Annotated in this window: 1 protein-coding gene (cut by a window edge); it reads left to right on the top strand. The window is 65.0% G+C overall.

The window, feature by feature from the left end:
* Positions 1 to 26,260: the 3' portion of a tandem-95 repeat protein gene (locus JQ600_RS36980; RefSeq protein WP_249136054.1), read on the top strand. It extends 5,981 nt beyond the left edge of the window; 26,260 of the gene's 32,241 nt are visible here — the last part of the coding sequence; its start codon lies beyond the left edge, outside the window; it ends in the stop codon at positions 26,258 to 26,260.

Genomic DNA, 26,260 nt, shown 5'->3' with positions numbered 1-26,260 from the left:
CGTCATCATCGACCGCCGCGTGCGTGCGAGCTGGGCGGACCGGCGCGGCATGCAGGTGCCCGTCAACGACGTGGTCCAGTTCGGCGGCGGCATCACCACCGCCGACGTCGTCTACACCAAGGACGGCAACGACCTTCTGATCTCGCTCACCGGGCGCACCGACACGCTGCGCATCCGCAACCAGTTCCGCGATGCGGAGGACGGCGTCGAGCTGTTCCGCTTCTTCGACGGCACCATCGTCACGATATCAGATGTCGAGCAACGGCTGCAGATCGCAGGCGGCAACCGCGGCGACAATACCATCACCGGCCTGCTCGATCAGGAGAACGTGCTGGACGGGCGCCAGGGCGACGACACGCTCAACGGCGGCAATTTGGCCGACACCTATGCGTTCTCGGCCGGCTATCGCTTCGACCGCATCAATGAGCGGCCGGACACGGCCGGCATCATCGACCGCGTGGTGTTCGGCGCCTCCGTGCGCCTCGAGGACATTATCGTCCGCCGCAACGGCAACGACCTCATCATCGATCTCGGCAGCGGCCTCGATGTCCTGACCATCGTCAACGGCCTGTCGACCACCCGTGTCGAGCAGTTCGAGTTCGCCGACAGGCGGATTCTGTCGATTGAAGCCATCATCGACCGCATGCTGACCGGCACCGCGGCCGACGATCACCTGATCGGGTTCGACAACCGCAACGATACGCTCGCGGGGGGCGCGGGCCTCGACGCGCTCGAGGGCGGGCTCGGCAACGACACCTACAAATTCGGCATCGGTGACGGCAGCGACAGCGTCTACGACACCGGCGGAATCGACAAGGTCGTGTTCGGCGACGGCATCACGCCCGAGCTGGTCCAGTTCCGCAACATTGACGGCGACCTGCTGATCACGATCGGCAACGGCACCGACCGGCTCGCCATCCTTTCCGGCTACAGCGCCAAACCCGTCGAGAGCTTCGTCTTCGCCGATGGAACGACGCTGTCGATCGAAGAGGTGCGCGGCATCATCCGCGACGGATTGTCGAACGCCGGCCAGGACCGGGTCGACTTACGCGAATTGCCGACAGACAGCCCGCTGCATCCCGGCGCCGGGCATGACCGGCTCATCCTTGGCCAGAACTCGCGCGTCGCCATCGGCGCGCTGGAAGGCATCGACAGCGTCGAGATGCCCTCCGGCGTCACCAGCGCCACGGTGGTGCTCGAGGCCTATGCCTCGAACGATGCCGTCGTCAGGCTCGCGGCGATCGGTTCCTCCGACCTGATCGTCGCGTTCTCGTCGGGCATCCAGCTCGTCATCAAGGGCGCGCTCGGCAGCGGCAGCCTGCCCAGCATCGAATTCGCCAATGGCGTTGTCTGGGATGCGGCGACGCTGGTGCAGGCGGCGATCGCCAGCCAGGCGAGCGCGGGCAACGACATCATCGTCGGCAGCGGCCGCGCGGACGCGTTTTCGGGCGGCACCGGCGACGACGCGCTGAGCGGTGGCGCGGGCGACGACAGTTACAGCTTCACGCGCGGCGACGGCCGCGACGTCATCGACGACAATTCCGGCAACGACACGCTCGGCATCACTGGCTATCGGCCCGACGAACTGCGCGTTTCGCAGATCGATCCGGCGCGCAACGAACTCGTACTGTCCTTCGCCGATTCCACCGACCAGATCGTGCTGCGCTACACCGCGGGCTGGAGCGGCGTCGATACCGTTCGTTTCAGCGACGGCACGACATTCACCCTCGACCAGCTCCGCGACATGGCGGCTGCGGTCGGAACCTGGCAGGACGACCGCATCATCGGCTCCGCGCGCAACGAGACCTTCGCGGGCGGCGGCGGCGATGACGTCATCGTCGGCGGCGGCGGCGACGACATCTACCGGTTCGGACGCGGCGACGGGCAGGACCGCATCGAGAGCAACGGCTCGGCCGACGGCAAGGGGACGCTGGTGTTCGGCGCGGGCATTGCGCTGGAAGACATCGTCGCCACCCGTGACGCCGACGGCAACATCGTGCTGTCGATCCGCGACACCGACGACCGCATCACGCTGGTCGATCCGCCCGGCGACACCGATCCGGTCGTGGCGAAGCTGCTCTTTGCGGATGGCCGCAGCCTGAATTACCGGGCAATTGCCGCCTCGCTCGGATCAACCGATCGCGACGACCACGTCATCGTTCCCGCCGATATCGCGACCCCCGGCATCGGCTCGGAGATCTTTGGTGGCCTCGGCAATGATCGCCTCGAGGGCGGCCGAGGGGCCGACGTCATCACCGGCGGCAAGGGCGCCGATCTGCTGGAAGGCGGCAGCGGCGCCGACATCTATTATTTCGGGCGCGGCGACGGGCAGGACACGATCTCCGACCTCGAGATCTCGGATGCGTCCAAGGTCGATAAGGTGCGTTTTGCAGCCGGCATCCTGCCGAGCGACATCCGCATCCTGTCGGTCGGCCCAAGCGACCTCGTGATCGGCATTGCCGGAGGCGATGACCGCCTGACACTGAAGGACATGTTCCGCGGCGGCAACGCCTCGACCGACTACGGCGTCGAGCAGTTCGAATTCGCCGATGGCACGGTCTGGCAGCTCGCTGACATCTATTCGCATGCGGCCGCCTCGACCGGGACCGGCGCCGATACGATCGATTTCGGCTCGCAGATCGATATCACCGCTACACTCGATGGCGGCGCGGGCGACGATGTGCTCGCCGGCGGCATCGGCGACACGACCTACCATTTCGGGCGCGGCTACGGCCGCGATACCATCCGCGAAGGGGCGAACTGGACGGGCTCCAACGATACGCTGCGTATCGCGAGCGGCATTGCGCCGGCCGACGTCGTCGTCATCCGCGACGGTGGCGATATCGTGCTGCGCCTGGTCGGCAGTGACGACCGGCTGACGATTATCGGCCAGGCGACGGCGAGTGCGCCGCAGATCGACGTGGTGCGTTTCAACGACGGCACGCAGTGGAACGCGGCGACGCTACTGGCGCGCGCGTTGACGCCGGACGCCGCCGAGCGCGTGCTCCATCCCACCAGCCCCTCGACCGATCCCTTTGCCGATCCGATCTTCGCGGATGCCAATCCGGGATCCGGCGGCGGCGGCACGTCGGCATCCTCGACGATCGGCCTTGCACTCCATGAGATCGTCACGCAGCCGGTTGGCGGTCCCGCGGTCGTCGGCTCGGCCAGTTCGTTGGGGAACGGCACCTATCAGCTGACACCGAACTCCGGCAACATGGTAGGCGCGGTCTGGGGGACCGTCGACCTTGCGAACAGCGTCGTCTGGAAGACGAAGATGTTCTTCGGCGCCAACGAAGGCGGCGCCGATGGCTTCTCCTTTGCGGTTCAGAACACCGGACCCGGCGCGGTCACCGGTGCCGGCGGCGGGGGGATGGGCGCGCTGGTTCCAGGCTCGTTCGGGATCATTTTCGACACCTCGGGGCAGGCCTCCGATTTCAGCCAGTTCGTCGTCAACGGCCAAACCGGCAACAACAGTTTCGACCCGCGGCACGACTTCGCCCAGCTCGAGGACGCCGCCTGGCACGACGTCGTTATCGCCTGGGACGCGGCGACCAAGACCTTCACCTACAGCGTCGACGGAACGCAAATCGGCACCAAGTCCTACGATGTCGTCGGCGGCCTTTTCGGCGGCGATACCACCGTTTGGTACGGCTTCGGAGCTGCGACGGGAGGAGCAACCAACGATCAACGGGTCCAGATCGTTTCGGTTGCCCACCCCGAGGCTGCGAGTGTCGATCCGTCGACGGTGGGGACGATCGAGCATATCGGCTCCGGCCTGTTCGCGCGGACACTCGCCGGCGCGGCGGAACGGAACACCTACAATGTCTTCGTGCCCCTCGCGCGCTGGGGTGAGGGCGTCGATGTCGTCTCCAACTTCAAGAGCGGCGATGCCGGCGATATCCTCAGCATTGCCATTGCTAACGGACTGCCGGGAACGCTGCTGGTACGCGCCGAGGGCCCCGATACGCTGATCTATTTCGCAGAGCAGGGAACGCAGCGCTTTGCCGATGCGCGGGTGCTGCTGCGCCTGGCCAACGTCGCGCCTGCCAGCCTCACCGGCGTCAATCTCGGCGGCGCACCCTTCACGGTTGTCGCCAATCAGACCTTGAGCGCCACGGGTACCGGCCTTGTTCAAGGCGGCTGGGGCGACGACACGTTCGTTGGCAACAATCTTGTCAACACGCTGTCGGGCGGAGCCGGCAACGATACGATGACGGATGCCGGCGATGGCAACGATACCCTGATCGGCGGGACAGGCAACGACTACCTCCGCGGCGGCGGCGGTAGTGACACCTATGTGTTCAATCGGGGTGATGGTCAGGACATCATCAGCGACTGGAACTACGGTAACGACATGATCCAGTTCGGCGCCGGCATCGCGGCCGCCGATCTGTTGATCACGCAAAGCAGCAACGGCCAAGACCTTATCATCGCGATAGCGGGAACCGAGGACAGGATCACGATCCAGCGGGCCATCGACGCCGACTGGACCCGGATCGAGCAACTGCGCTTTGCCGACGGCAGTACGCTCAGCTACGCGCAAATGCTTGCACAGTCGCTGACGCCGACCACGGGCAACGACACGTTCGCCGGGGACGAGTTTGCCAACACGCTGTCGGGTGGAGCGGGCAACGATACGATCCTCGATGCCCGCAATGGCAACGATACCCTGATCGGCGGGACCGGCGACGACTGGCTTCGCGGCGGTGGCGGCGACGACACCTATGTGTTCAACCGGGGTGACGGCCGGGACATCATCAGCGATTGGAATTACGGTAACGACTCGATCCAGTTCGGTGCCGGCATTACGGCCGCCGATCTGCTGGTCACGCAAGGCAACAACGCCGAAGATCTCATCATCGCGATAGCGGGGACCGACGACCGGATCACAATCCAGCGGGCTCTCAACGCCGACTGGACCCGGATCGAGCAACTGCGCTTTGCCGACGGCAGTACGCTCAGCTACGCGCAAATGCGTGAACGATCGCTGACGCAGACCACCGGCGACGACACGTTCGGCGGGGACGAGTTTGCCAACACGCTGTCGGGCGGGGCAGGTAACGATACGATACTGGATGGCCGCGATGGCAACGATACCCTGATCGGCGGGACCGGCAATGACTGGCTCCGCGGCGGTGGCGGCGACGACACCTATGTGTTCAACCGGGGCGACGGTCAGGACGCGATTAGCGACTGGAATTACGGTAACGACAAGATCCAGTTCGGTGCCGGCATCACCGCCGCCGATCTGCAGGTGACGAAAAGCAGCAACGGCGAAGACTTCATCATCGCGATCCTGGGGACCGACGACAGGATCACGATCCAGCGGGGCATCACCGCCGACTGGACCAGGGTCGAGCAACTGCGCTTCGCCGACGGCAGTACACTCAGCTATGCCGACATGCTGGCGCTGGTCGCCGCCAACGACTTCAGCGGACTGACCGCGATTGGCGTGGTGGCGGGCAACGGCCTCGTCGGCGGGAATACCGCCGAATTGATCGATGCGTCCGCTTATTCAGTCGGCGCCACGCTGGACGGGCGCGGCGGTTACGATAGCCTGAACGGCAGCGCCTATGCCGACATCATCATCGGCGGCGCCGGCAACGACACGCTGACGGGTAACGCAGGTGCGGATACCTATCGCTTCTCGGCCGGTTTCGGCCAGGATGTCATTCAAGACTACACTTGGAACGGCACCAACAACGTCATCGAGTTCGGTTCCGGGCTCTCGATCGACGATTTCGTGCTGGAGGCCACTGTCTGGGACAATGGCAACGGCAACTTCGACTTCGGGCAGGCGCGGCTGCGCTTCGCCGGCAGTGACGACCAGATCACCATCAGTGATCTAGATGCGATCGGGCAAATCCGCTTTGCCGACGGCACCGTGCTCAATAAGCAGCAGATGGTGGCCCGGGCGGTCGGCTATGCGGACAACGATCGCTACGTGTACGCGTCGAATGCAACAGTCGCGGACACTCTCACCGGCACGGCGAAAGACGACGAACTCGATGGCCGCGGCAACGACGATACCCTGATCGGTGGCGCCGGCAACGACCAGCTCTATGGCGGCGACGGCGACGACATCTTGATCGGCGGAACCGGCAACGACTATATGTCGGACTACGAAGGTGCCAATGTCTATCGTTTCTCGGCGGGTTTTGGCCATGACGTCATCTCGCCCGGCGATACCGGGCTCGACTGGATCGAGTTCGATTCCAGCCTGACGCCGGCCGATATCGAGCTGCAGCGCCCCTATGACCGTTGGGAGGGCGGCGGCCTCACCAGCACCCTGCTCATTCGGGTGACAGGCACCGAAGACGTCATCGAGATCTCCTACGTACTCGGCGAGGAGCAATACCAGGAAATCGCCGGCATCCGCTTCGCGGACGGAACGGTCTGGACGATGGCCGACATCGTCAACGCGGTGGTGCCGACGCCTGGAATCGCTATGCAGGGCGCTGTCGCGGACGATACGCTGATCGGTACGGCGACCGCCGACTATCTCGATTCCGGCGGCGGCGCAGATACCCTTGTCGGCGGCGCGGGAGACGACGACCTGTGGGCCGGGGACGGCGACGATATGCTGGATGGCGGAGCCGGCGCTGACACCCTCTCGGGCGGGGACGGCGCGGACACCTATCGCTTCTCCGCTGGTTTCGGCGACGATGAGATCGATGAGATCCGTGAAGAAGGCTCGGTGAATGCGATCGTTTTCGATTCGACAATCGCGGCCGCCGACATCGCCGTCTATTTCTCGCACGACAGCTATGACCTGATCCTGAAGTCGGTCGTCACCGGCGACTCCATCATCATCCACCGCGCCTATGGGGACGAAGAGTCCGGCATCGATGAAGTCCGTTTCGACGATGGGACGATCTGGACGCGCGACCAACTGGTTGCCAATGCCGTCGAACTGCCCGGCAGCCTGATCGAGGGTGATGCGACCGATCAAACACTCAACGGCAGCGCCTTCGACGACACCATCCAAGGCGGCGCCGGAAATGAAACCGTCATCGGCGCGGCCGGGAACGACCAAGTCTTTTCCGGTAGCGGGAACGACATCCTGATCGGTGGGGCCGGCAACGACCTGCTGTTCGGAGACCTGGGAGACGACACATATCGCTTCTCCGCCGGTTTTGGCTCGGATCGCGTCTCTATGTCGTATTACTACGGCGGAGACAGCGATGTCGTCGAGTTCGACGCGACGATCGCGGCAGCGGACGTCCACCTGAGCCTTCAGGGATACAACATTTACTGGGGAGTGCTGGTCACCATCGACGGCAGCACCGACCAGATCATGCTGGACTCGATCGATGAACTGGACGAGATCCATTTCGATGACGGCACCATCTGGACCTACGACGACATCCTGTCGCGCGTTCAGCCATGGCTTGGCGTGGAGCTCTATGGCGACCAGGGTTCTGAGATCCTGGGAACCAGCGGCTGGGATCGGCTGTCGGCCAATTACGGTGTGGGTTCCCTGATCGTGGGCTATGGCGGCCACGATTTCCTCAATGGCTCCCAGGCCGATGACATATTGGATGGAGGAACCGGCGACGACTTGCTGCAGGGCGACTTTGGGGTGGACACCTACCGCTTCTCGGCCGGCTTCGGCCAGGATTTGATCTACGAGAGGGGAGAGGTCAGCCACATCGTCTTCGACGCGACGATTTCGTCCGGCGACATCATCATCGAGCACGAGCGTACCGGCGGCGATTTTCCCCGGGAAGTCGTGGTCCTGCGCGTAGCGGGGACCGAAGACCGCATCACGCTGGAGGGCGGCTTAAACGACAGCGACTACGACATTCGCTTTGCCGACGGCACGGTATGGAATTCCGACGACATCAGGGCGCGCTGGAGCCTGATCGAACATCCGCGCCAGTCCGGGGATCAGGGCCCTCCGATGATCGGCGGCGCGACCAACGACTCGATGTACGGCTCTGATGAAAACGACGTCATCGAAGGACGCGGTGGCAACGACACCCTGTCCGGCTCCTACGGCGACGATGTGCTGACCGGAGGGACGGGCGGCGATCAGCTTTATGGTGGTAGCGGCGACGACACCTACCGCTTCTCGGCCGGCTTCGGCGAAGATCGAATCTACGACTCTCCCTACGGCGACGTTAATGTCATCGAGTTCGATGCGACGATCAATCCGGCTCAGGTGAGCGTCCTGAGCGATTCGTCCGATCTGTGGGGCAACTTCTATCTGTCCTTTGCCGGCACTGAGGATCGCGTCTGGGTCTCGCGTAGCGGCCACGATGCCGTGATTTCCGAAGTCCGGTTTGCCGACGGCACGGTGTGGACCGCAGCCGACCTCGAAGCGCGCCTGGCGTATTCGAACAAGCCCACGATCACCACCGCCGCTACCGGCGCGCAGATGTCCGGCACCGCGGGCAACGACACGCTGACCGGCACTGCCGGCCCGGACGAAATCAACGGCGAAGGCACCGTCCAATGGCGGGCTGTCGGCGACAACCTGCTGGTCAATGGAAGCTTCGAGCAACGTGCCGCGGATGCCACCGCGCAGAGTTTTGGCTACTCGGCAACCACCATGCCGGGCTGGACCAGGGTGAACAGCACCCAGCCGGGCACGACGCAGGGCTTCGAACAGATCAATTCCGGCTACAACAATATCGCCGCGACCGACGGCAGTTATTGGCTCGATCTCGACGGAACCGGCACGGGAGGCGGCAACAGCAACCTGCACATCGTGCAGGACGTCACCGGTCTCACCGAGGGCGAAACCCTCCTCGTGCAGTTCGACCATGCCAACCGTACGTATGATGCGAACGGCTCGTTCGAAGTGCTGTGGAACGGCGTCGTCGTCGCGACCTTTGCGAACAGCTACACCGCCATGATGCATTCCAGCATCCTGGTGACGGCAGCGGCTGGAACCAACCAGCTCGGCTTCCGCAGCACCGGCTACGCGGACTCGACCGGCGCTTCCCTCGACAACGTAAAACTCACGCGCACGGAAGCGGTCGCGAGTTCGGTCGTCGGCAACGACGTCCTGTCCGGCCTCGACGGCAACGACCTGATCCGGGGCGGTGCCGGCAATGACACGATCTCCGGCGGCAACAACGACAACACGCTCTATGGCAATGGCGGCAACGACGCCGTCAACGGCGATGCCGGCACCGACATCCTGATCGGCGGCAAGGGCAACGACAATCTGGCAGGTGGGGCCGGCAACGACGTCTACCGCTTCGCCGCCGGCGATGGGCAGGACACGATCACCGAAGCGTCGGGTATCGACCGGATCGAATTCGGCGCCGGGATCGACCCGTCCGACGTCACCGTCGCGCTGATCGGCAATTCGTCGACGCTCGCGATCACCTTCCGCAACAGCGACGATCGCATCACCATCAACAACGGATCGTCCCCCGCCGCCATCGAGAGCTTCGCCTTTGCCAATGGCACCGTGTGGAGCTTTGCCGATATCGCGGCGCGATGGAAGACGCCGACTTCGGGCGCCGACATCATCATCGGGACGAGCGAAAGTGAAACCCTGGCGGGCGGCGCGGGCAATGATAGCCTGTTCGCCTTCGGCGGCACTGACACGCTGCTTGGCGAAGCCGGCGACGACACGCTGACTGGGGCGAACGACGGCAATATCTTCGTCGGCGGCACCGGCAACGACACGCTGTTCGGCAAGTTTGGCAATGACATCTATCGCTGGGGTCGCGGCGACGGAAACGACGCGCTCGTTGATGCTGGCGGGGTCGACCGCATCGAGATCGGCGCCGGCGTCGCGCCCGGCGACGTCAAGGTCAGCGTCGTCGACACCTGGACGCTGGTGCTGCGGATTGGCGACACCGGCGAGGAGCTGAGGCTCACCGAAGTCCTTCGCTACCCGGATTACTACACCATCGAGAGCATTGCCTTTGCGGACGGCACCGTCTGGTCGGTGAATGAACTCAGGAATCAGTCCTTCACCGGCGGGGAGGGCGCCGACACCACGATCGGAACAAGCGAGGCGAACCGCCTCGAAGGGCGGGGCGGTAATGACAGCCTCACTGGCCTTGGCGGCGCTGACATCCTGCTCGGCGGTGACGGCAACGACGCACTGAATGGCGGCGCCGGCGACGATCGCCTGGTCGGCGGCCTTGGCAGCGATACGCTGATCGGCGGCACCGGTGCGGACACCTATGTGTTCGCGGCCGGCGACGGCGCCGATACCATCACCGAGGGCGGTGATGCGACGACCGATACGTTGCGGATCGAAGGCTACAGCCTGTCGCAGATCCGCTTCGGCGCGCTCGGGCAGGATCTCATCATCCGCTTCTCCGGAAGCGCCGACCGTATCATCGTCCGCAACGGTCTGGGGACTTCCGTCGGCGATCTCGTCGAAGCCTTCGAGATTGCAGCCGCCGGCGTCACGCTGTCGCTGGCCGATATCCGCACCCAGCTCGTCGATGACGTCGCCGTCAGCGGCGAATGGCTGGTCGGCGGCGCCACCGACGATACGCTCAGTGGCGGCAATGGCGACGACTATCTCAGGGGCGGCGACGGGGCCGACACACTCTCGGGCGGCGACGGCAACGATCATTTCGGCGATCTTTCGGCCGACAGCTCCGTCGACACGCTGACCAGCGGCGCCGGCCGCGACACCTACTACTTCCTTCCGGTTCGGCAGGGCGTGGAGCCTGTTGTCGCTGACGTCATCACCGACTTCCAGGCGGGCGCCGGCGGCGACGTGATCCGCCTGATGTCCAGCAATCCGAATCCCTTCGAGGGCGGCGGTATCTGGCTGGCGCAATCGGGAAGCGATACGGTCGTCATGATGCGCGCGACGTCGGGGCCCGACCAGGTGCTGCTGCGCCTGCTCGGCATCGACGCCACGACGCTGACACCGGCGAATTTCGACGGCGTTCCGATTGCCATCGACAATTCGATCAACATCAACGACGACGACACCGGTCATGTCCTGAGCGGCAGCGCGCTCAATGACCGCATCTTCGGCAATGGCGGTAACGACACCATCAATGGCTTCGCCGGAAACGACCGGCTCGCCGGTGGCGCCGACAACGACATCATCGATGGCGGTCTCGGCGATGACCTCGTCGCCGGCCAGGAGGGCGCCGACCATATCATCGGCGGCGGCGGCAGCGACATCATGTCGGGCGGCACCGGCGATGACGTCGTGATCGGGTTCGGCGACGGCAGCTTTGCGACCGATACCGACGTGTTCAGGGGCGGTGAGGGCGATGATCGCCTCGAAGGCGGCACCGGCACCGACATCTATCACTTCGCGCGCGGCGACGGGCGCGACGTCATCGTCGATCTCGGCGGCAACGACCGCATCGAGTTCGCCCCTGGTATCGTGGCGGGCGACGTCAGCGTCGTGCAGATCGGCCGCGATATCGAATTGCGCATCGCCAATGATGGTGGCCGCGTCCGCTTGACCGGCGCGCTCGACGGCAACAGCGCCATCGAGACCATCGCCTTCGCCGACGGCAGCACGTGGAGCTGGAGCGAGGTGCTGACACGGTCCCTGCCGGGGTCGGCCGGCGACGACGCGCTCAGCGTTCCCGTCGCTTTCGAAAACGATCTCATTACCCTTAGCGGCCTGGCCGGCAACGACGTTCTGCAGGGCGGCGCAGGCGCCGACACCTTGATCGGCGGCACCGGCAACGACACCCTCAAGGGTGGGGCCGGCGACGATACCTATGTGTTTGCCCGCGGTGATGGTCAGGACACCATCCTCGACACCGGCACCAACACCAACACGCTCAGCTTTGCCGCCGGCATCCTGGCGAGCGAGGTGCGCGTTGTGCGCGGCGCCACGAATCTCGTGCTCGAGATCGTCGGCACCGGCGACCGCATCGATCTGGGCTCGCCTGCTGCGCCGGGTATGGGCATCTCCCGCGTCACCTTCGCGGACGGCACGGTCTGGACCGAGGCTACTCTCATCGCGCTGGCGCGGATTGCTACGGACGGGGATGACGTCATCCGGGGAGATGATTTCGACAATGCGCTCGCCGGCGGAGCCGGCGACGACACCCTGATCGGCAACGCGGGAACGGATACGCTCGACGGAGGCGCGGGGAACGACCGCCTCGAGGGCGGCAGCGGCGACGACACCTATTTGTTCGCGGCCGGTCACGACCGCATCAACGATACCGCCGGCAATGACATTCTGACGCTGGCCGCGGACATCTCGCCATCAGACATAACGGTCTCGCAGAGCAGGGACGGGGCCCATTTCACGCTGATCGTCACGTCGACCGGCGCGCGCGTCACCATCGAGAACGCGCTCGGCGCCGGCGGGATCGAACAGATCCGCTTTGCCGACGGTACGGTCTGGACGACCGCCGACCTGATCGCGCGCGCGCCCAGCTTCGATGACGACGTGCTGACCGGGGATGCCGGCGCCAACGTCATGGTCGGCGGGCTCGGAAACGATCACCTGTCCGGCGTCGCCGGCAGCGACACCTACCGCTTCGCCCGTGGCGACGGCAGCGACGTCATCGACGACAAGTCGTCCTCGACGGGCGACCGCCTCGAGATCTCCGGCTATACCGCCGCCGAGATCAGCTTCCACCGTCTGGCCGCCGACAGCGACGATGTCGCCATTCGCTTTGCCGGCACGACCGACCAGATCGTCATCGTTGACGCCCTCGGTGCCAATTCTGCCGGGATCGAGACGATCGCGCTCTCCGACGGCACTCAGTTCACCGTCGCCGACATGCGCCTGGCGATCCTCGCCAGCCTTTCGACCGACGGCAACGACATCATCATCGGCACCGACGGCGCCGATACGCTGATGGGCGGCAAGGGCCGCGATCTCGTCCAGGGCGGCTACGGCAACGACACCTATGTCTACCGCCGCGGCGACGGCGACGACCGGATCGATGCGGCTTTCTCCGGAACGGATGTCCTGAGCCTGACCGACTACAATGTTGCGGACGTGGTCTCCGCGGTTCGGGCCGGCCCTGACAGCAATGATCTCGTGCTCAGCTTCTCCGGGACCGGCGATCGCGTGGTGCTGATCGACGCCCTGAGTTCGTCCAACAACGCCTTTAACGGCCTTTCGGTACGCTTTGCCGATGGCACGATCTGGAACCGGGACGCAATGCGGGCCCGCGCGCTGTCCGACATCGACGGCACAGGAAATGACAACGTCTACGGCTTCGACGGTGCCGACAGCTTCGCCGCGCGGGCAGGCAATGACCTGCTCTCCGGCGCAGCTGATAGCGACAGTTACGCGTTCCGTCGCGGCGCGGGCAACGACACGATCGCCGATTCCGGCACGTCGGGAACCGACACGGTCCAGATCCTGGATTTCGCATCCACCGATGCCAGTGTCGAGCAGCTCTATCGCGGCTCCGAAGCCATCATCATTCGCTTCACCGGCAATAGCGCCGACAGCCTGACCGTGTTCGATGCGCTCTCGACCGATGCCAAGGGCATCGAGAGCTACGTCTTCGCCGACGGCGTGACCTGGACCAAGGAAACCCTGAGGGAGTTGCTCGGCAACCGCGCACCGACAGCCGTCGGTGACGGCTTCTTCTCGGTCACGACCGGCGTCGAGCTTGTCATCACGGCGGCCGACATCCTGCGCAACGACTTCGATGCCGATGGCGACGCGCTGACCATCATCGGCGTCGACGCTGGGACTTCCGGCGTCGCCACCATCGATGCCCAGGGCAACATCCGCTACACCGCGACTAACGGCTATTACGGCTCGGCCGCGATCACCTACACGATTGCCGATGGCCACAACGGCTTTGCCACGGCCTCGATTGATCTTCGGGTGCGCCCGGTCGCGACCGCCTATCCGGACAGCGGCTTTACGGTCGCCGAAGACGGCTCGCTGGTGATCCGCGTCGAGCGGCTACTGGCGAACGACCTCGACGGCGATCGCATGATCGTCGGCCAGGTGATTGGCGCGGTGAACGGGTCGGTCGCGCTGTCGAGCGACGGCAACATCTCCTTTACGCCGAACGCCAATTTCAACGGCACGGCCGAATTCACCTATGTGGCCAACACCCCCGAGGGCGGCCGCGCTGAGGCAAAGGTCGTCATCCAGGTAACGCCGGTCAACGACGCCCCGGTCGCCCATAATGATACCGCCGGTGCGATTGCCGAAGGTGCGACGTTCACGCTCGATCCGAGCACGCTGCTCGCGAACGATGTGGACATCGACGGCGACGGGCTCACCATCCAGTCGGTGCAGTCCAATGCCGATGTCGCCGTGACGATCGGGGAGGACGGCCTCATCCATGTCGCGCCGCGCTCCTATTTCTGGGGCAACACCTGGTTCGACTACGTTGTCGCCGACTCCAGTGGCGCAACCTCGACGGGCCGCGTGAGCTTCGCGGTCACGCCGGTCAACGACGCACCGGACCTGCATGACGATCGCTTCGAGACGACCGATGCCGGCGATCCGATTCGCGAAGACAATCCGATTGTCATCAGCGCCGCACGCCTGCTTGCCAACGATCTCGAGCACGACGGCGAGACGATGACGATCACGGCCGTCCGCAACAGCCATGGCGGCCATGCGACGCTGCTCGAAAACGACACGGTCCTCTTTACCCCGACCACCGATTTCAACGGCGATGCGTGGTTCGAGTATCAGGTCGACGACGGTCATGGCGGAACCGCCTGGGCGCGCGCGACGCTCGCCTACCAGGCGGTCAACGACCTGCCGGTCGCACGCAACGACAGTTACACCGACGTAGCCTTGCCGATCCTGCGCGGCCTCGAAGACAATGCGATCGAGATTCCGATCATCGAGCTCCTGAAGAACGATTTCGATCCGGAAGGCTTCTCGGTCCAGTTCGAGAGCGCCGGCAACGCCGTCCATGGCGATATCGAGATTACCGACCACGGCACCATCATCTTCCGGCCCGACGCCGACTTCTGGGGCGAGGCGACCTTCAGCTACCTCGTTAGGGACAATGAGGGCGCGGTCGACGGCGCCACGGTGACGATGTGGTTCGAGAATGTCGGCGATGCCGCGCCGGTCGCGCGCCGCGACGTCATCTATGTGAACGAGGATATCCCGGTCGTCATTCCGATTTCGGAACTGCTGGCCAATGACAGCGATATCGATCGCGATCCGCTGCGTCTCTTGGGCTGGCGTCTGTCGACGCCGCTCGATGCGCTGATCTTCGGCGGCGACGCCGGTCAGAAGCTGAACGGCACGATCGAGTATGACGGCAACGGCAATCTGGTCTTCACGCCCAACCGGGATGCGAGCCAGAGCTCGGGCTTCATCTACAGGGTCACCGACGACGCCGACGGCGAGGCCGAAGGCTATGTCGACATCATCGTGGTGCCGACCAACGACGATCCGACTGTCGGGCAGGACGATGGCTTCGTGACGCAGCTCGATGCGCCGCTGGTGCTGCGCGTCAGCGACCTCCTGAAGAACGACTACGACACCGAGCAGGCCGACCACGACGGCGACGGCGTGATCGATGACGATCTGGATAATCCGAACCGCGCCCGGCCGACCTTCTTCGGCGTCGACGGCGTCTTTGATGCGGACGCGCTTGCTCTGGGCCAGCGCGTGCCGCGCGGCACGGCCGAGATCGTCGACTGGAACGGCGAGAAGTTCATCGTCGTGCGCTTCGCCGCCGGCTTTACCGGCCGTGTTGCGGTCGAATACCGCATCGCCGACGCCGACGGTGCGACCGACACCGGCTTTGCGATGGCCTCCGTCGCCGACAGCTATAACGGGCTGCTGCGCGGCACCCTGAAGGCGGACTACCTTGCCGGCACAGCCGGCGCCGACCTGATCCAGGCATTGGCCGGCAACGACTTCATTCTGGCCGGCGAAGGCAACGACACGATCGAGGCCGCCAGCGGCGACGATCGCATCGATGCAGGTGCCGGTGACGACTGGATCGACGGCGGCGACGGCGCCGACCACATCACGGGCGGCGACGGCTACGACACGGTCAGCTTCGCGAACTCCGATATCGGCCTTCGCGCCGACCTGGAATCGCGCGTCGGCCAGGGCGGCTACGCGCAGGGCGACACCTATATCGGCGTCGAAGCACTCGTCGGCTCGCAATTCAACGACGAGCTCGGCGGCGATGCCGGCGACAACCGGCTCGAGGGACGCGCCGGCAACGACCTCCTCGAGGGGCGCGGCGGCAACGACACCCTGCTGGGCGGTGATGGCAACGATCTCCTGAACGGCGGCGCAGGCGCCGACATCCTCGCCGGCGGGGCCGGCAGCGACACGGCAGACTACAGCTTCGGCGCGACCGGCGTCTCGATCTCGCTGGCGGCGGGTACCGCCCATGGCGGCGATGCCGAAGGCGATGTCCTGACGGATATCGAGAACCTGACCGGCACAGATGCGGGCGACGTTCTGGAGGGCAATGCCGGCGCGAACGTCCTGTCGGGTGGTCGCGGCAACGACATCCTGACCGGCGGCGCCGGTGATGACACCCTGATCGGCGGCCGTGACGCGGACCAGCTGATCGGCGGCCACGGCGTCGATATCGCCGACTACACGCTATCGGCCGAAGCCGTGATCGTCGACATGGCGAACGGCGCCGCCGGCGGCGGCGACGCCTTGGGTGACTCGTTCTCCGGCATCGAGATCGTCCAGGGCTCGTACCAGAACGACACGATCCGCGGCGACGGCGGCGACAATCGCATCCGCGGCGGGCGCGGCGCCGACATCATCGACGGGCGAGGCGGTTTCGACATCGCCGATTACAGCCGTGCCGATGAAGGCGTGGCCGTCAATCTTTCGACCGGCCTCGGCACGTCTGGGGAAGCTGCCGGCGACCAGCTCACCTCGATCGAGATGCTCGTCGGCTCGCTCTGGGCCGACCAGTTCATCGGCAGCAGCGGCGATGACCGGTTCCAGGGCCTTCGCGGCAGCGACACGATCGCGGGCGGGGCGGGCTCCGACACCTATCTGTTCGGATTCGACGACGGCGCGGACGTCATCGCCGAGCAGGGCGCGGAAACCGACATCGACCGCCTGGTGCTGTCCTCGCCGCTCGCGCCGAAGGACGTTTCGGTGATCCGCGAGGGCAACGATCTGCTGCTCGAGTTTGAACGGCAGGACGGCTTCCTCGTCGACACCGTGCGCGTGACCGACCACTTCCTCGGACGTGAAACCGGCATCGAGGAGGTCGTCTTCGGCAACGGCACGGTCTGGGCGCGTGATCGGATCGACGAGTTGCAGCAGCTTGGCCGTTTCAACGCCGCCGACGATATCGTGCACCTCGCCATCGAGGACGTGCCCGTCATTATCGACCCGGCCACCCTGTTCGACAACGACGGCGATATCGATATCGCAAACCTCACGCTCGTGGGTGTCGGCCAGGCTGTGAACGGCTCCGTGCATGTGCGCGAGGACGGCAGGATCGAGTTCCTCGGCGCGCCGAACTACAACGGCGACGCATTCTTCTCCTATACGGTGCGCGACCAGTTCGGCCGCGAGTCCACCGCCCGGGTCGAGGTCAATCTCTCGGCTGTCAACGATGCGCCGACGGCGGTGGACGACGCGCTGGTTCATGGGGTCGAGGATCAGATCCTGCGAATCCGGATCGATACGCTGCTCGCGAACGATTTCGATGTCGATGGCGACGCCAACCTCGAAGAGCTGCGCATCGTTTCGATCGCGCCGCTGACCAATTTGGCTGGAGAGACGATCGACGGCTACAAGCACCAGGACTACCGGTTCGAAGCCAGCAACGTCAGCGCCAGAATCGACGGCGACTATATCGAGTTCACGCTGCGTCCGGACCATTTCGGCGCGGCCGGCTTCATCTACACGCTGACCGACGCCAGCGGCGCCACCTCGACGGCCAAGGTCGAGATCTCGATCGCGCCGGTCAACGACGCGCCGCGCGACCGCGACACCTATCGCTGGATCCGGCTCGGTCAGGACACGACCGTCACCGTTGCCGACCTGATGGCCAACACCTTCGACATCGAGGGCGACAGCTTTACCTTCGTCGGCCTGCATGGCGGCATCGACGGCAATCCCGGCAACAATGGCGGCGTTATCTTCGACGAGGCGACCGGCACCATCACGTTTACGCCCTGGTCGCTCGGTCTCGCGAGCATCGAATACGATGTCATCGATGCGCGCGGCGCGGCGGCGACCCTGACCTACGACTTCAAGGTCAAGCCACTCAACGACGCGCCGAAGGCCCATAACGACTACGGGTTCAGGACGCTCGAGGATCAGGTCCTCATCATCGACCCCGCGACGATCCTTGCCAACGACACCGATGAAAACAATGACACGCTCGTCATCGACAGCATCGCCCGGTTCGCCGACGGCGGTAAGGTCCGCCTGCGCGCGGACGGCATGATCGAGTTCCGGCCGACCGCCGACTACAACGGCGCGGCCGGCTTCGAATACACGATCAGCGACGGCCGTGGCGGCACCGCGACCGCCTATGTCGCCATCACGGTCATGCCGCGCAACGAGGTTCCGATCGTGCGCAATGACTTCGTGAGCGGGCTGGAAGACGGGCCGCTCTTTGTCATCCCCGGCGAGGCCTTCGGCAACGACATCGATCAGGACGGCGACGTGCTGTTCTTCAAGCGCACCACCGTGCTTGGCATCGTTGATCACCGCTACCTCTCCGCTGATTTCGAGGTCAGTGCGGCCATGGCCGACGGCTCGGCGCTGCCGTCGTGGCTCCATTTCGATCCCGGCACCATGCGTTTCACCGGCGTGGCTCCGGCGGGCATGGATCCGGTTTCCGTCGATGTCTGGATCAGCGATCCCGCGAACGGGCGGGTGTTCAATACGCGGTTCGAACTGACCGAGAGCAACGTCTCGGAAGGCTTCGACGCCCGGACCGATGTCCTTGAAGGATACGAAATCCGGTCTCCGTTCTCGGTCAATTACGAGTTCAGCGCTGCCGACCTCGACGAAAACACCACTGTTACGGCGGCTCTGGCCGACGGCACGGCGCTGCCGTCCTGGCTCAGCTTCGACGCCGAGACGCTGCAATTCGTCGGGATACCCCCCGAAGGGACCACCGATCCGATCGACGTTCGGATCACCTTCACGCGTCCGGCGGAGGGCGGTGGCGATCCGCTGACCTTCACCGACAGCGTGACGCTCGATCCGGCCGCGCTGCCGGCCGGCGTCACCTATGACAGCCAGCTCGCGCTGTTCGACACCAGGAACGGGACGATTTCGGCCTCCATCACCGGCGGCCGTCCGCTGCCGGAGTGGCTGTCGTTCGATGCCGCCACGCGCACGGTCAGCCTTTCCGGCTTTGAGCCGGATGAGGATGCACAGCTGGCGCGCCTGCAGGTCGTATTCACGCCGGCGCCGCGCGTGCTCCCGGATGGGACTTATGCGTCGAGCGATCGTGGCTTCACGCTGGAATTCGTCATCGATCCGCAAGGCGATCTCGAAAGCCAGATGGATGCGATCAACCAGGCGCTGGAAGGCAATGCCTATTTCGCAGACCAGGGCTTGTTCGCGCTCGACCTGAAGGGGGCGGGTGCAATTACGGCGACGCGCGAGAGCGGCGCGCCGCTTCCCGATTGGCTGACGTTCGACGCCTCGACCTTCACCTTCTCCGGCATCCCGTTGCCCTCCTGGATCGGCGCCGTGCCGGTCCGCCTCGATATCGCCGCGGGCAACGGCCACCCGGCCATGTCGGTGATCACCGAAGCCGTGGTCGACGATACGTTCCGCATCATTGAGATCAGCGCCTCTGCTGTGCTCTCGCCCGAGCAGATTCGCCTGCTGGTCCCGGCGGATTTCAACGGCACCGTCGTGCTCCGCTATGACGCGACCGACGAGAAGGGCGGCACCTCCTCGAAGCCGGCGCTGATCTTCTACGACATCAAGCCGACGCGCGAGCGCCCGGACGCGGCCACCGACGCGCTGACGGGACGCGAGGGTGAAATCACCCGCTTCGCGGTGACCGACCTCTTGCGCAACGATTTCGATCGCGACCGCGATGCGCTGCGCATTGTCTCGCTGGGCCAGCCGGGCAACGGTTCGCTCGTCATCGAGCTCGCCCATGTCGAGATCGTGCCGCCGGCCGGACTTGGCCAACTCGACGGTGCAGTCTGGAGCGCGACGCTGGCTAACGGCTCGGCCTTGCCGTCCTGGCTCACGATCGACAGCGCGACCGGGATACTCTCGGGCGACGTGCCGCTGGCTTTTGCCGCGAGCCTCGATATCCGCTTCACGCGGACGCTGGAGGGCGCCAGCCAGAGCGAAACACTGACGCGGGCCTTCGACGGCAACGCCGGCGCCTATGCCGTCTATACGCCGACGGGTTCGTTCTCCGGCGATGACGGATTCAGCTATGTCGTCACGGACGACCGCGAGGGTACGTCGACCGGTTCGGCCATCGTGCATGTCGCCGCCTTGAACGATCCGCCGACCCCCGTCGAGGATATTGTCGCGGCCGTCGAGGATACGCCGCTTCTGATCGACCCGCAGACCCTGCTGGCCAACGACTTCGATGTCGACGGCAATCCGGTGCGCTTCGTCGATGTCGTCAACGCGAAGCACGGCACGGTCAGCTTCGACGGCACGCATATCGTGTTCACGCCGGACCACAATTTCGAAGGCGTCGCTTCCTTCGAATACATCGTTACCGATGACACCCACGGCTCAAGCACCGGCAAGGTGAAGGTCAACGTCGCCTCTACCAACCGCGCTCCGATCGCCGCGACTGACGTCTTCGAGATCGACGAGGACACGCCCTTCGAATTCACGACGGCGCAGTTGCTCGGCAACGACAGCGACCTTGACGGCGACAGCATCACATTCCAGTCGTTGTCGCGGAGCGCCAATGGCGGGCGCATCGTCGAGTTGCCCGGCGGGCGCTGGCAGTTCGTTCCGAACGAAAACCTCAGTGGTCCGGTCAGCTTCAGCTATACCGTCACCGACGGACGCAAGACCTCGACCGGCACGGTGAGGTTCGACATCGCCGCGGTAAACGATGCTCCGATCGCCAATGCCGACGGGGCAGGGACGGGCAACGATCCCGAGGGCGTCTTCAGGACGAAACAGGACCAGGCGCTCGTTATCGACTTCGCTGCGTTGATCGCCAACGACCGTGACGTCGAAAGCGACAGCTTCGAGATCGTCGAGATCTTCGACGGCGACCAGGGCACGGTCATCCGCGTCGGCAACACGGCCGTCTTCACGCCGGATGCCGGCTACATCGGCGATGCGGGCTTCCACTACCGCGTCACCGACAGCCATGGCGCCACCAGCGTCGGCTATGTGACGCTGCTCGTTGCGCCCGACGTCCCGCTGCCGATCCCGGTATCGGATATCGGATTCGAAGTGCTCGAAGACGGCTTTATCGACATCGATCCGGCCGCCCTGATGGCGAACGACTACGCGCCCGAGGGATCGACGCTGACGTTTGTCGGTATCGAAGGTGCAGAGCTGCTTGCGAACGGCAAGTATCGCATCACGCCGACTGCCGACTTCAACGGCGAGCTCGTGCTGCATTACTCGATCAAGAACGAGCAGGACTTCCCGGTCTCGACGACAGTCACGATTAACGTCCTGGCGGTTGCCGACGCGCCGGTCGCGCGTCCGGACTCGCTGGAAATTGGCGAAGACACGCCGCTGACGCTGTTTGCCAGCCAGCTGCTTGCCAATGACAGCGATGCCGACAAGCAGGCCTTCGTCCTCACCCGGATCATGAACGCCACGGGCGTCACCGTCACGGAACTCGGCTTCGGCCAGCTCCGCATCACGCCGGATGCCGATTTCAACGGACCGGCCTGGTTCGACTACGAAATCGAGGACAGCACCGGCCTCAGCGCGACGACCCGGGTCAATATCACCGTGACTCCGGGCAACGACGCCCCGGCAATCTCCGCCGTGCCCGTGCTCAAGGGAACCGAGGATCAGCATTTCATCGCGACCCTGCCGGCAGGCTTCGTCACCGACGTGGATGGCGACGCCTTGTTGGTCGAAGTCCGGGGCAAGGATGGCACCGCGCTGCCGTCCTGGCTGCACTACGACCACCAGACAAGGACGCTGAGCGGCGATCCGCCCGCCAACTTCAATGGCGCGATCCAGCTCGAAATTGCGGCTTCGGATGGAACGGCGCAGAGCGTCCGCGAGCTTCTCGTTTCGATCGCGCCGGTCGGCGACGCGCCTGCTATCGTGAGCCCGATCAGCGATGTGGCAGTCGACGAGGATCAGGCGTTCTCGATCCTGCTCCCGACGGATGCGTTCGCGGACGCCGATGACGACGCCTTGACCTTTACGCTGACGCTCGCCGACGGGTCACCGCTGCCGTCCTGGATTTCCGTGTCGGGCGGTCACCTCGTCGGAACGGCGCCGGAAAACTTCAACGGCGATATCGAGATCGCGGTCACGGCCAGCGATGGCTCGCAGTCGGTCACTGGCAATTTGCGGCTGACCGTCCGGGCGATCAACGACGCGCCGGTTCAGATCCGGCCGCTCGAGGACCAGGCAGGCGTCCAGGGCGAACCCCTCGATGTGGCGCTCGACATGACGGCGTTTACCGATATCGACGGCGACACGCTGACGTTTACCGCCCGCCTGGCCGACGGAAGTCCACTGCCTTCATGGCTCAGCTTCGACGGCGTGCGCTTCACCGGCACCCCGCCGATGGATCAATACGGAGATATCGACATTGAGGTTTCGGCCAGCGACGGCTCGGTCTCGGTGAGCGATACCTTCCGGCTGACCGTCACGCCGGCGAATGACGCGCCGGTGCTGGCAACGCCGCTGGCCGACGTGGTCTCGCCAAGGAACGTCGCGATCACGATCACGATCCCGGCCGGCAGCTTCACGGACATCGATGGCGATCCGTTGACCTTGACGGCGACGCTTGCCGACGGAAGTGCGCTGCCCGCCTGGCTCAGCTTCGACGGCGTGCGCTTTACCGGAACGCCACCCACCAACTTCAGCGGTGTGTTCGACATAACGGTGACCGCGAGCGATGGCACGCTGTCGGCGAGCGACGTGTTCCGGCTGACGATCCCGGCGGTGAACAACGCACCTGTCGTTTCGATCCCGCTGTCCGATGTCGCCTCGGTCGAAGACTCCGCCGTGTCGATCACGATCCCCGCCGGTAGCTTCACTGATGTCAACGGCAATGCGCTGACCTATACGGCGAAGCTCTCCAGCGGCGCCGCGCTGCCGGCCTGGCTGAGCTTCGACGGTACGCGGTTCACCGGCACCCCGCCGGCGAATTTCAACGGCGCGCTCAGCATCAGGGTCACGGCGAGCGACGGCGCATTGTCGGCGAACGACGTCTTTGTGCTGACCATCACAGCGGTCAACGACGCGCCGGTGCTGGCCGTGCCGCTGTCCGACGTGACTACGACGGAAGACGCCGCGGTGTCGATCACGATCCCGACCGGCCGCTTCACCGACGCTGACAATACGCTGACCTATACGGCGACGCTTGAGGACGGCACGGCACTGCCGTCCTGGCTCACGCTGACCGGAACCAAGTTCACGGGCACGCCGCCGGCGAACTTCAACGGTGCGATCGACATCAAGGTCACCGCCAGCGACGGCACGGCCACGGCCAGCGACGTCTTCCGGCTGACGATCTCGCCGGTCAACGACAGGCCGGTGCTGACCGCGCTGCTATCAGACGTGACCGTTGTGGAGGATACCCCGGTTTCGATCGTGATCCCGGCGGGCAGCTTCACGGATGCCGAAGGCACTCCGCTGACCTACACGGCGACGCTCTCCACCGGCGCCGCGTTGCCGGCCTGGCTGAGCTTCGACGGCACGCAGTTCACCGGCACGCCACCTGCGAACTTCAATGGCGTGATCAATCTCAAGGTCACGGCCAGCGACGGTGTGCTGACGGTGAGCGACACCTTCGCGCTGACCATCACGGCGGTGAACGACGCGCCGGTGGTGGCTGTGCCGCTGTCCGACGTGACTTCGGCGGAAGATGCCGCCGTGTCGGTCACGATCCCGACCGGCCGCTTCACCGACCCTGACAATACGTTGACCTATACGGCGACGCTTGAGGACGGCAGTGCGCTGCCATCATGGCTCACGCTCACCGGAACCAGGTTCACCGGCACGCCGCCGGCGAACTTCAACGGTGCGATCGACATCGCGGTGACCGCCAGCGACGGTACGCTCTCGGCCACCGACGTCTTCCGCCTGACGATCTCATCGGTGAACGACAGGCCGGTTCTGACCACGCTGCTGCCTGACGTGACATTTGAGGAGGACACTCCGGTTTCGATCGCGATCCCGGCAGACAGCTTCACGGATGTCGACGGCACGCCGCTGACCTATACGGCGACGCTCTCCACCGGCGCTGCGCTGCCGGCCTGGCTGAGCTTCGACGGCACGCAGTTCACCGGCTCGCCGCCGGCAAACTACAAGGGCGCGATCGACATCAAGGTGACGGCCAGCGACGGTTCGCTCACGGTGGCCGACACCTTCCGGCTGACCATCACGCCGGTGAACGACGCGCCGGTCGTGACCGTGCCGCTCTCCGACGTGACTTCGGCCGAAGATGCGGCCGTGTCGATCACGATTCCGGCCGGCCGCTTCACCGATGTCGACGGCAATCCGCTGACCTATACGGCCAGACTGGCCGACGGCAATCCGTTGCCGGCCTGGCTCACTTTCAGCGGAACCCGGTTCACGGGCACGCCACCGTTGAACTTCAACGGAGCGTTCGACATCGAGGTGACGGCCAGCGACGGCGCGCTCACGGCGAGCGACGTCTTCCGCCTGACGATTGCGCCGGTCAACGACAAGCCCGTCGCCGCCATCGACGGTCCGCTCTCCGTCACCAACGGCGATACGCTGCTGATCGCGCGCGAGAGCCTGCTCGCCAACGACAGCGACATCGACGGCGATACGCTGACCATCGTCTCGGTCGGCGCGGCGCCGAAGGGAACCGTGGTCCTCGATACCGATGGCATCCACTACACGCCGGACTTCGGCTATGAAGGCGCCGACAGCTTCACCTATGTCATCAGCGATGGCGTAACGACGGCGACCTCTACGGTCCAGCTCACCGTCTCCAGCGCCTTCCAGGGCTGGGTGCAGGGAACGACCGGCGTCGACACGCTGGTTGGCACCAATGGTGCCCCGAACAGCATCTATGGCGGCGCCGGCAACGACACTATCACCGGCGGCGACGATGCCGACCGCCTTGCCGGTGGTGTTGGCAACGACACGCTCAATGGCAATGACGGAGATGACGCGTTCTGGGGCATGACCGGCAATGACGCCATCAACGGCGGCAATGGCACGGATACGGCCTACTACAACGGCGTCGGATCGACCTACTCGATGGTGACGACGGGCGGCACCGTCCAGGTCACCGACAACCAGACGTCGGCGAACGGCAACGATGGGGTCGATACGCTATCGAGCATCGAGAAGCTGATCTTCCGCAACGGCGAGACCGTCATCCTCGCGGCACCCATCATCCTCGATCTGGATGGCAGGGGCGTCGAGACACAGACCGCCGCCCAGTCCGCGGCCAGGTTCGACATCGACGGTAACGGGATTGCCGACGACACCAGCTGGATCGGTGCTACGGAAGCCTTCCTGTTCCTCGACCGCGACCGCAACGGGACCGTGAGCGGTATCAAGGAGCTGAGCTTCATCGACGACGTCGCCGGCGCTCACTCCGATCTTGAGGGCCTGCGCGCCTTCGACAGCAATGGAGACCATATCCTCTCGGCCAGTGATGTCAGGTTCTCGGACTTCCGGGTGTGGCAGGACCGCAATGGCGATGGCATCGCCCAGAACGCGGAGATCCTGTCGCTGCTGCAAGCGAATGTGCGCTCGATCAACCTCGTGGCGACGCCGACCGAAGCTCAATGGCAGTTCGGCAGTACGGCGATCGTCAATCGCGGGCTCTACACCCGCACCGATGGCAGCACGATGCAATATGTCGATGCCGTGCTGACCCACGCGTCGGCCCCGCAGCAGCCGGCCGTCCCCGCTGCGGACTCCCCGAGCACAACGTCACCGGCCTCGAACCTGGCTTCAGCGCTCGAAATCCTGGCCGGAAGCCCCCCGCGTTCGATCGGCGATTGGCTCGGGCAGCGCGCGCCACCGCTGGCGGACAGGGTGGGAGCGATCGCCGCCGGCGATTGGGCATCGGCTCCGCCTCCGCATGCCGGCGCCGGCGACAATGGCGCGGCAAGTGCGCATCCGCCCGTCACAGGCGATGCGGACCAGCTCCTCGCGCTGATGCGGCAGGATATGTCCGCGTTCGGTGCCAGGGTCGGTGATGCCGATCTCAACTGGCGCAAGGCCGAAGCATCGCGGCCGATGGACTTCTTCGCCTGA

It is taken from the genome of Bradyrhizobium sp. AUGA SZCCT0176, assembly GCF_018130145.1.
Lineage (GTDB): Bacteria > Pseudomonadota > Alphaproteobacteria > Rhizobiales > Xanthobacteraceae > Bradyrhizobium.
The sequence above is the reverse complement of the archived record's forward strand: the minus strand, read 5'-3'. Positions and strand labels throughout refer to the sequence as shown.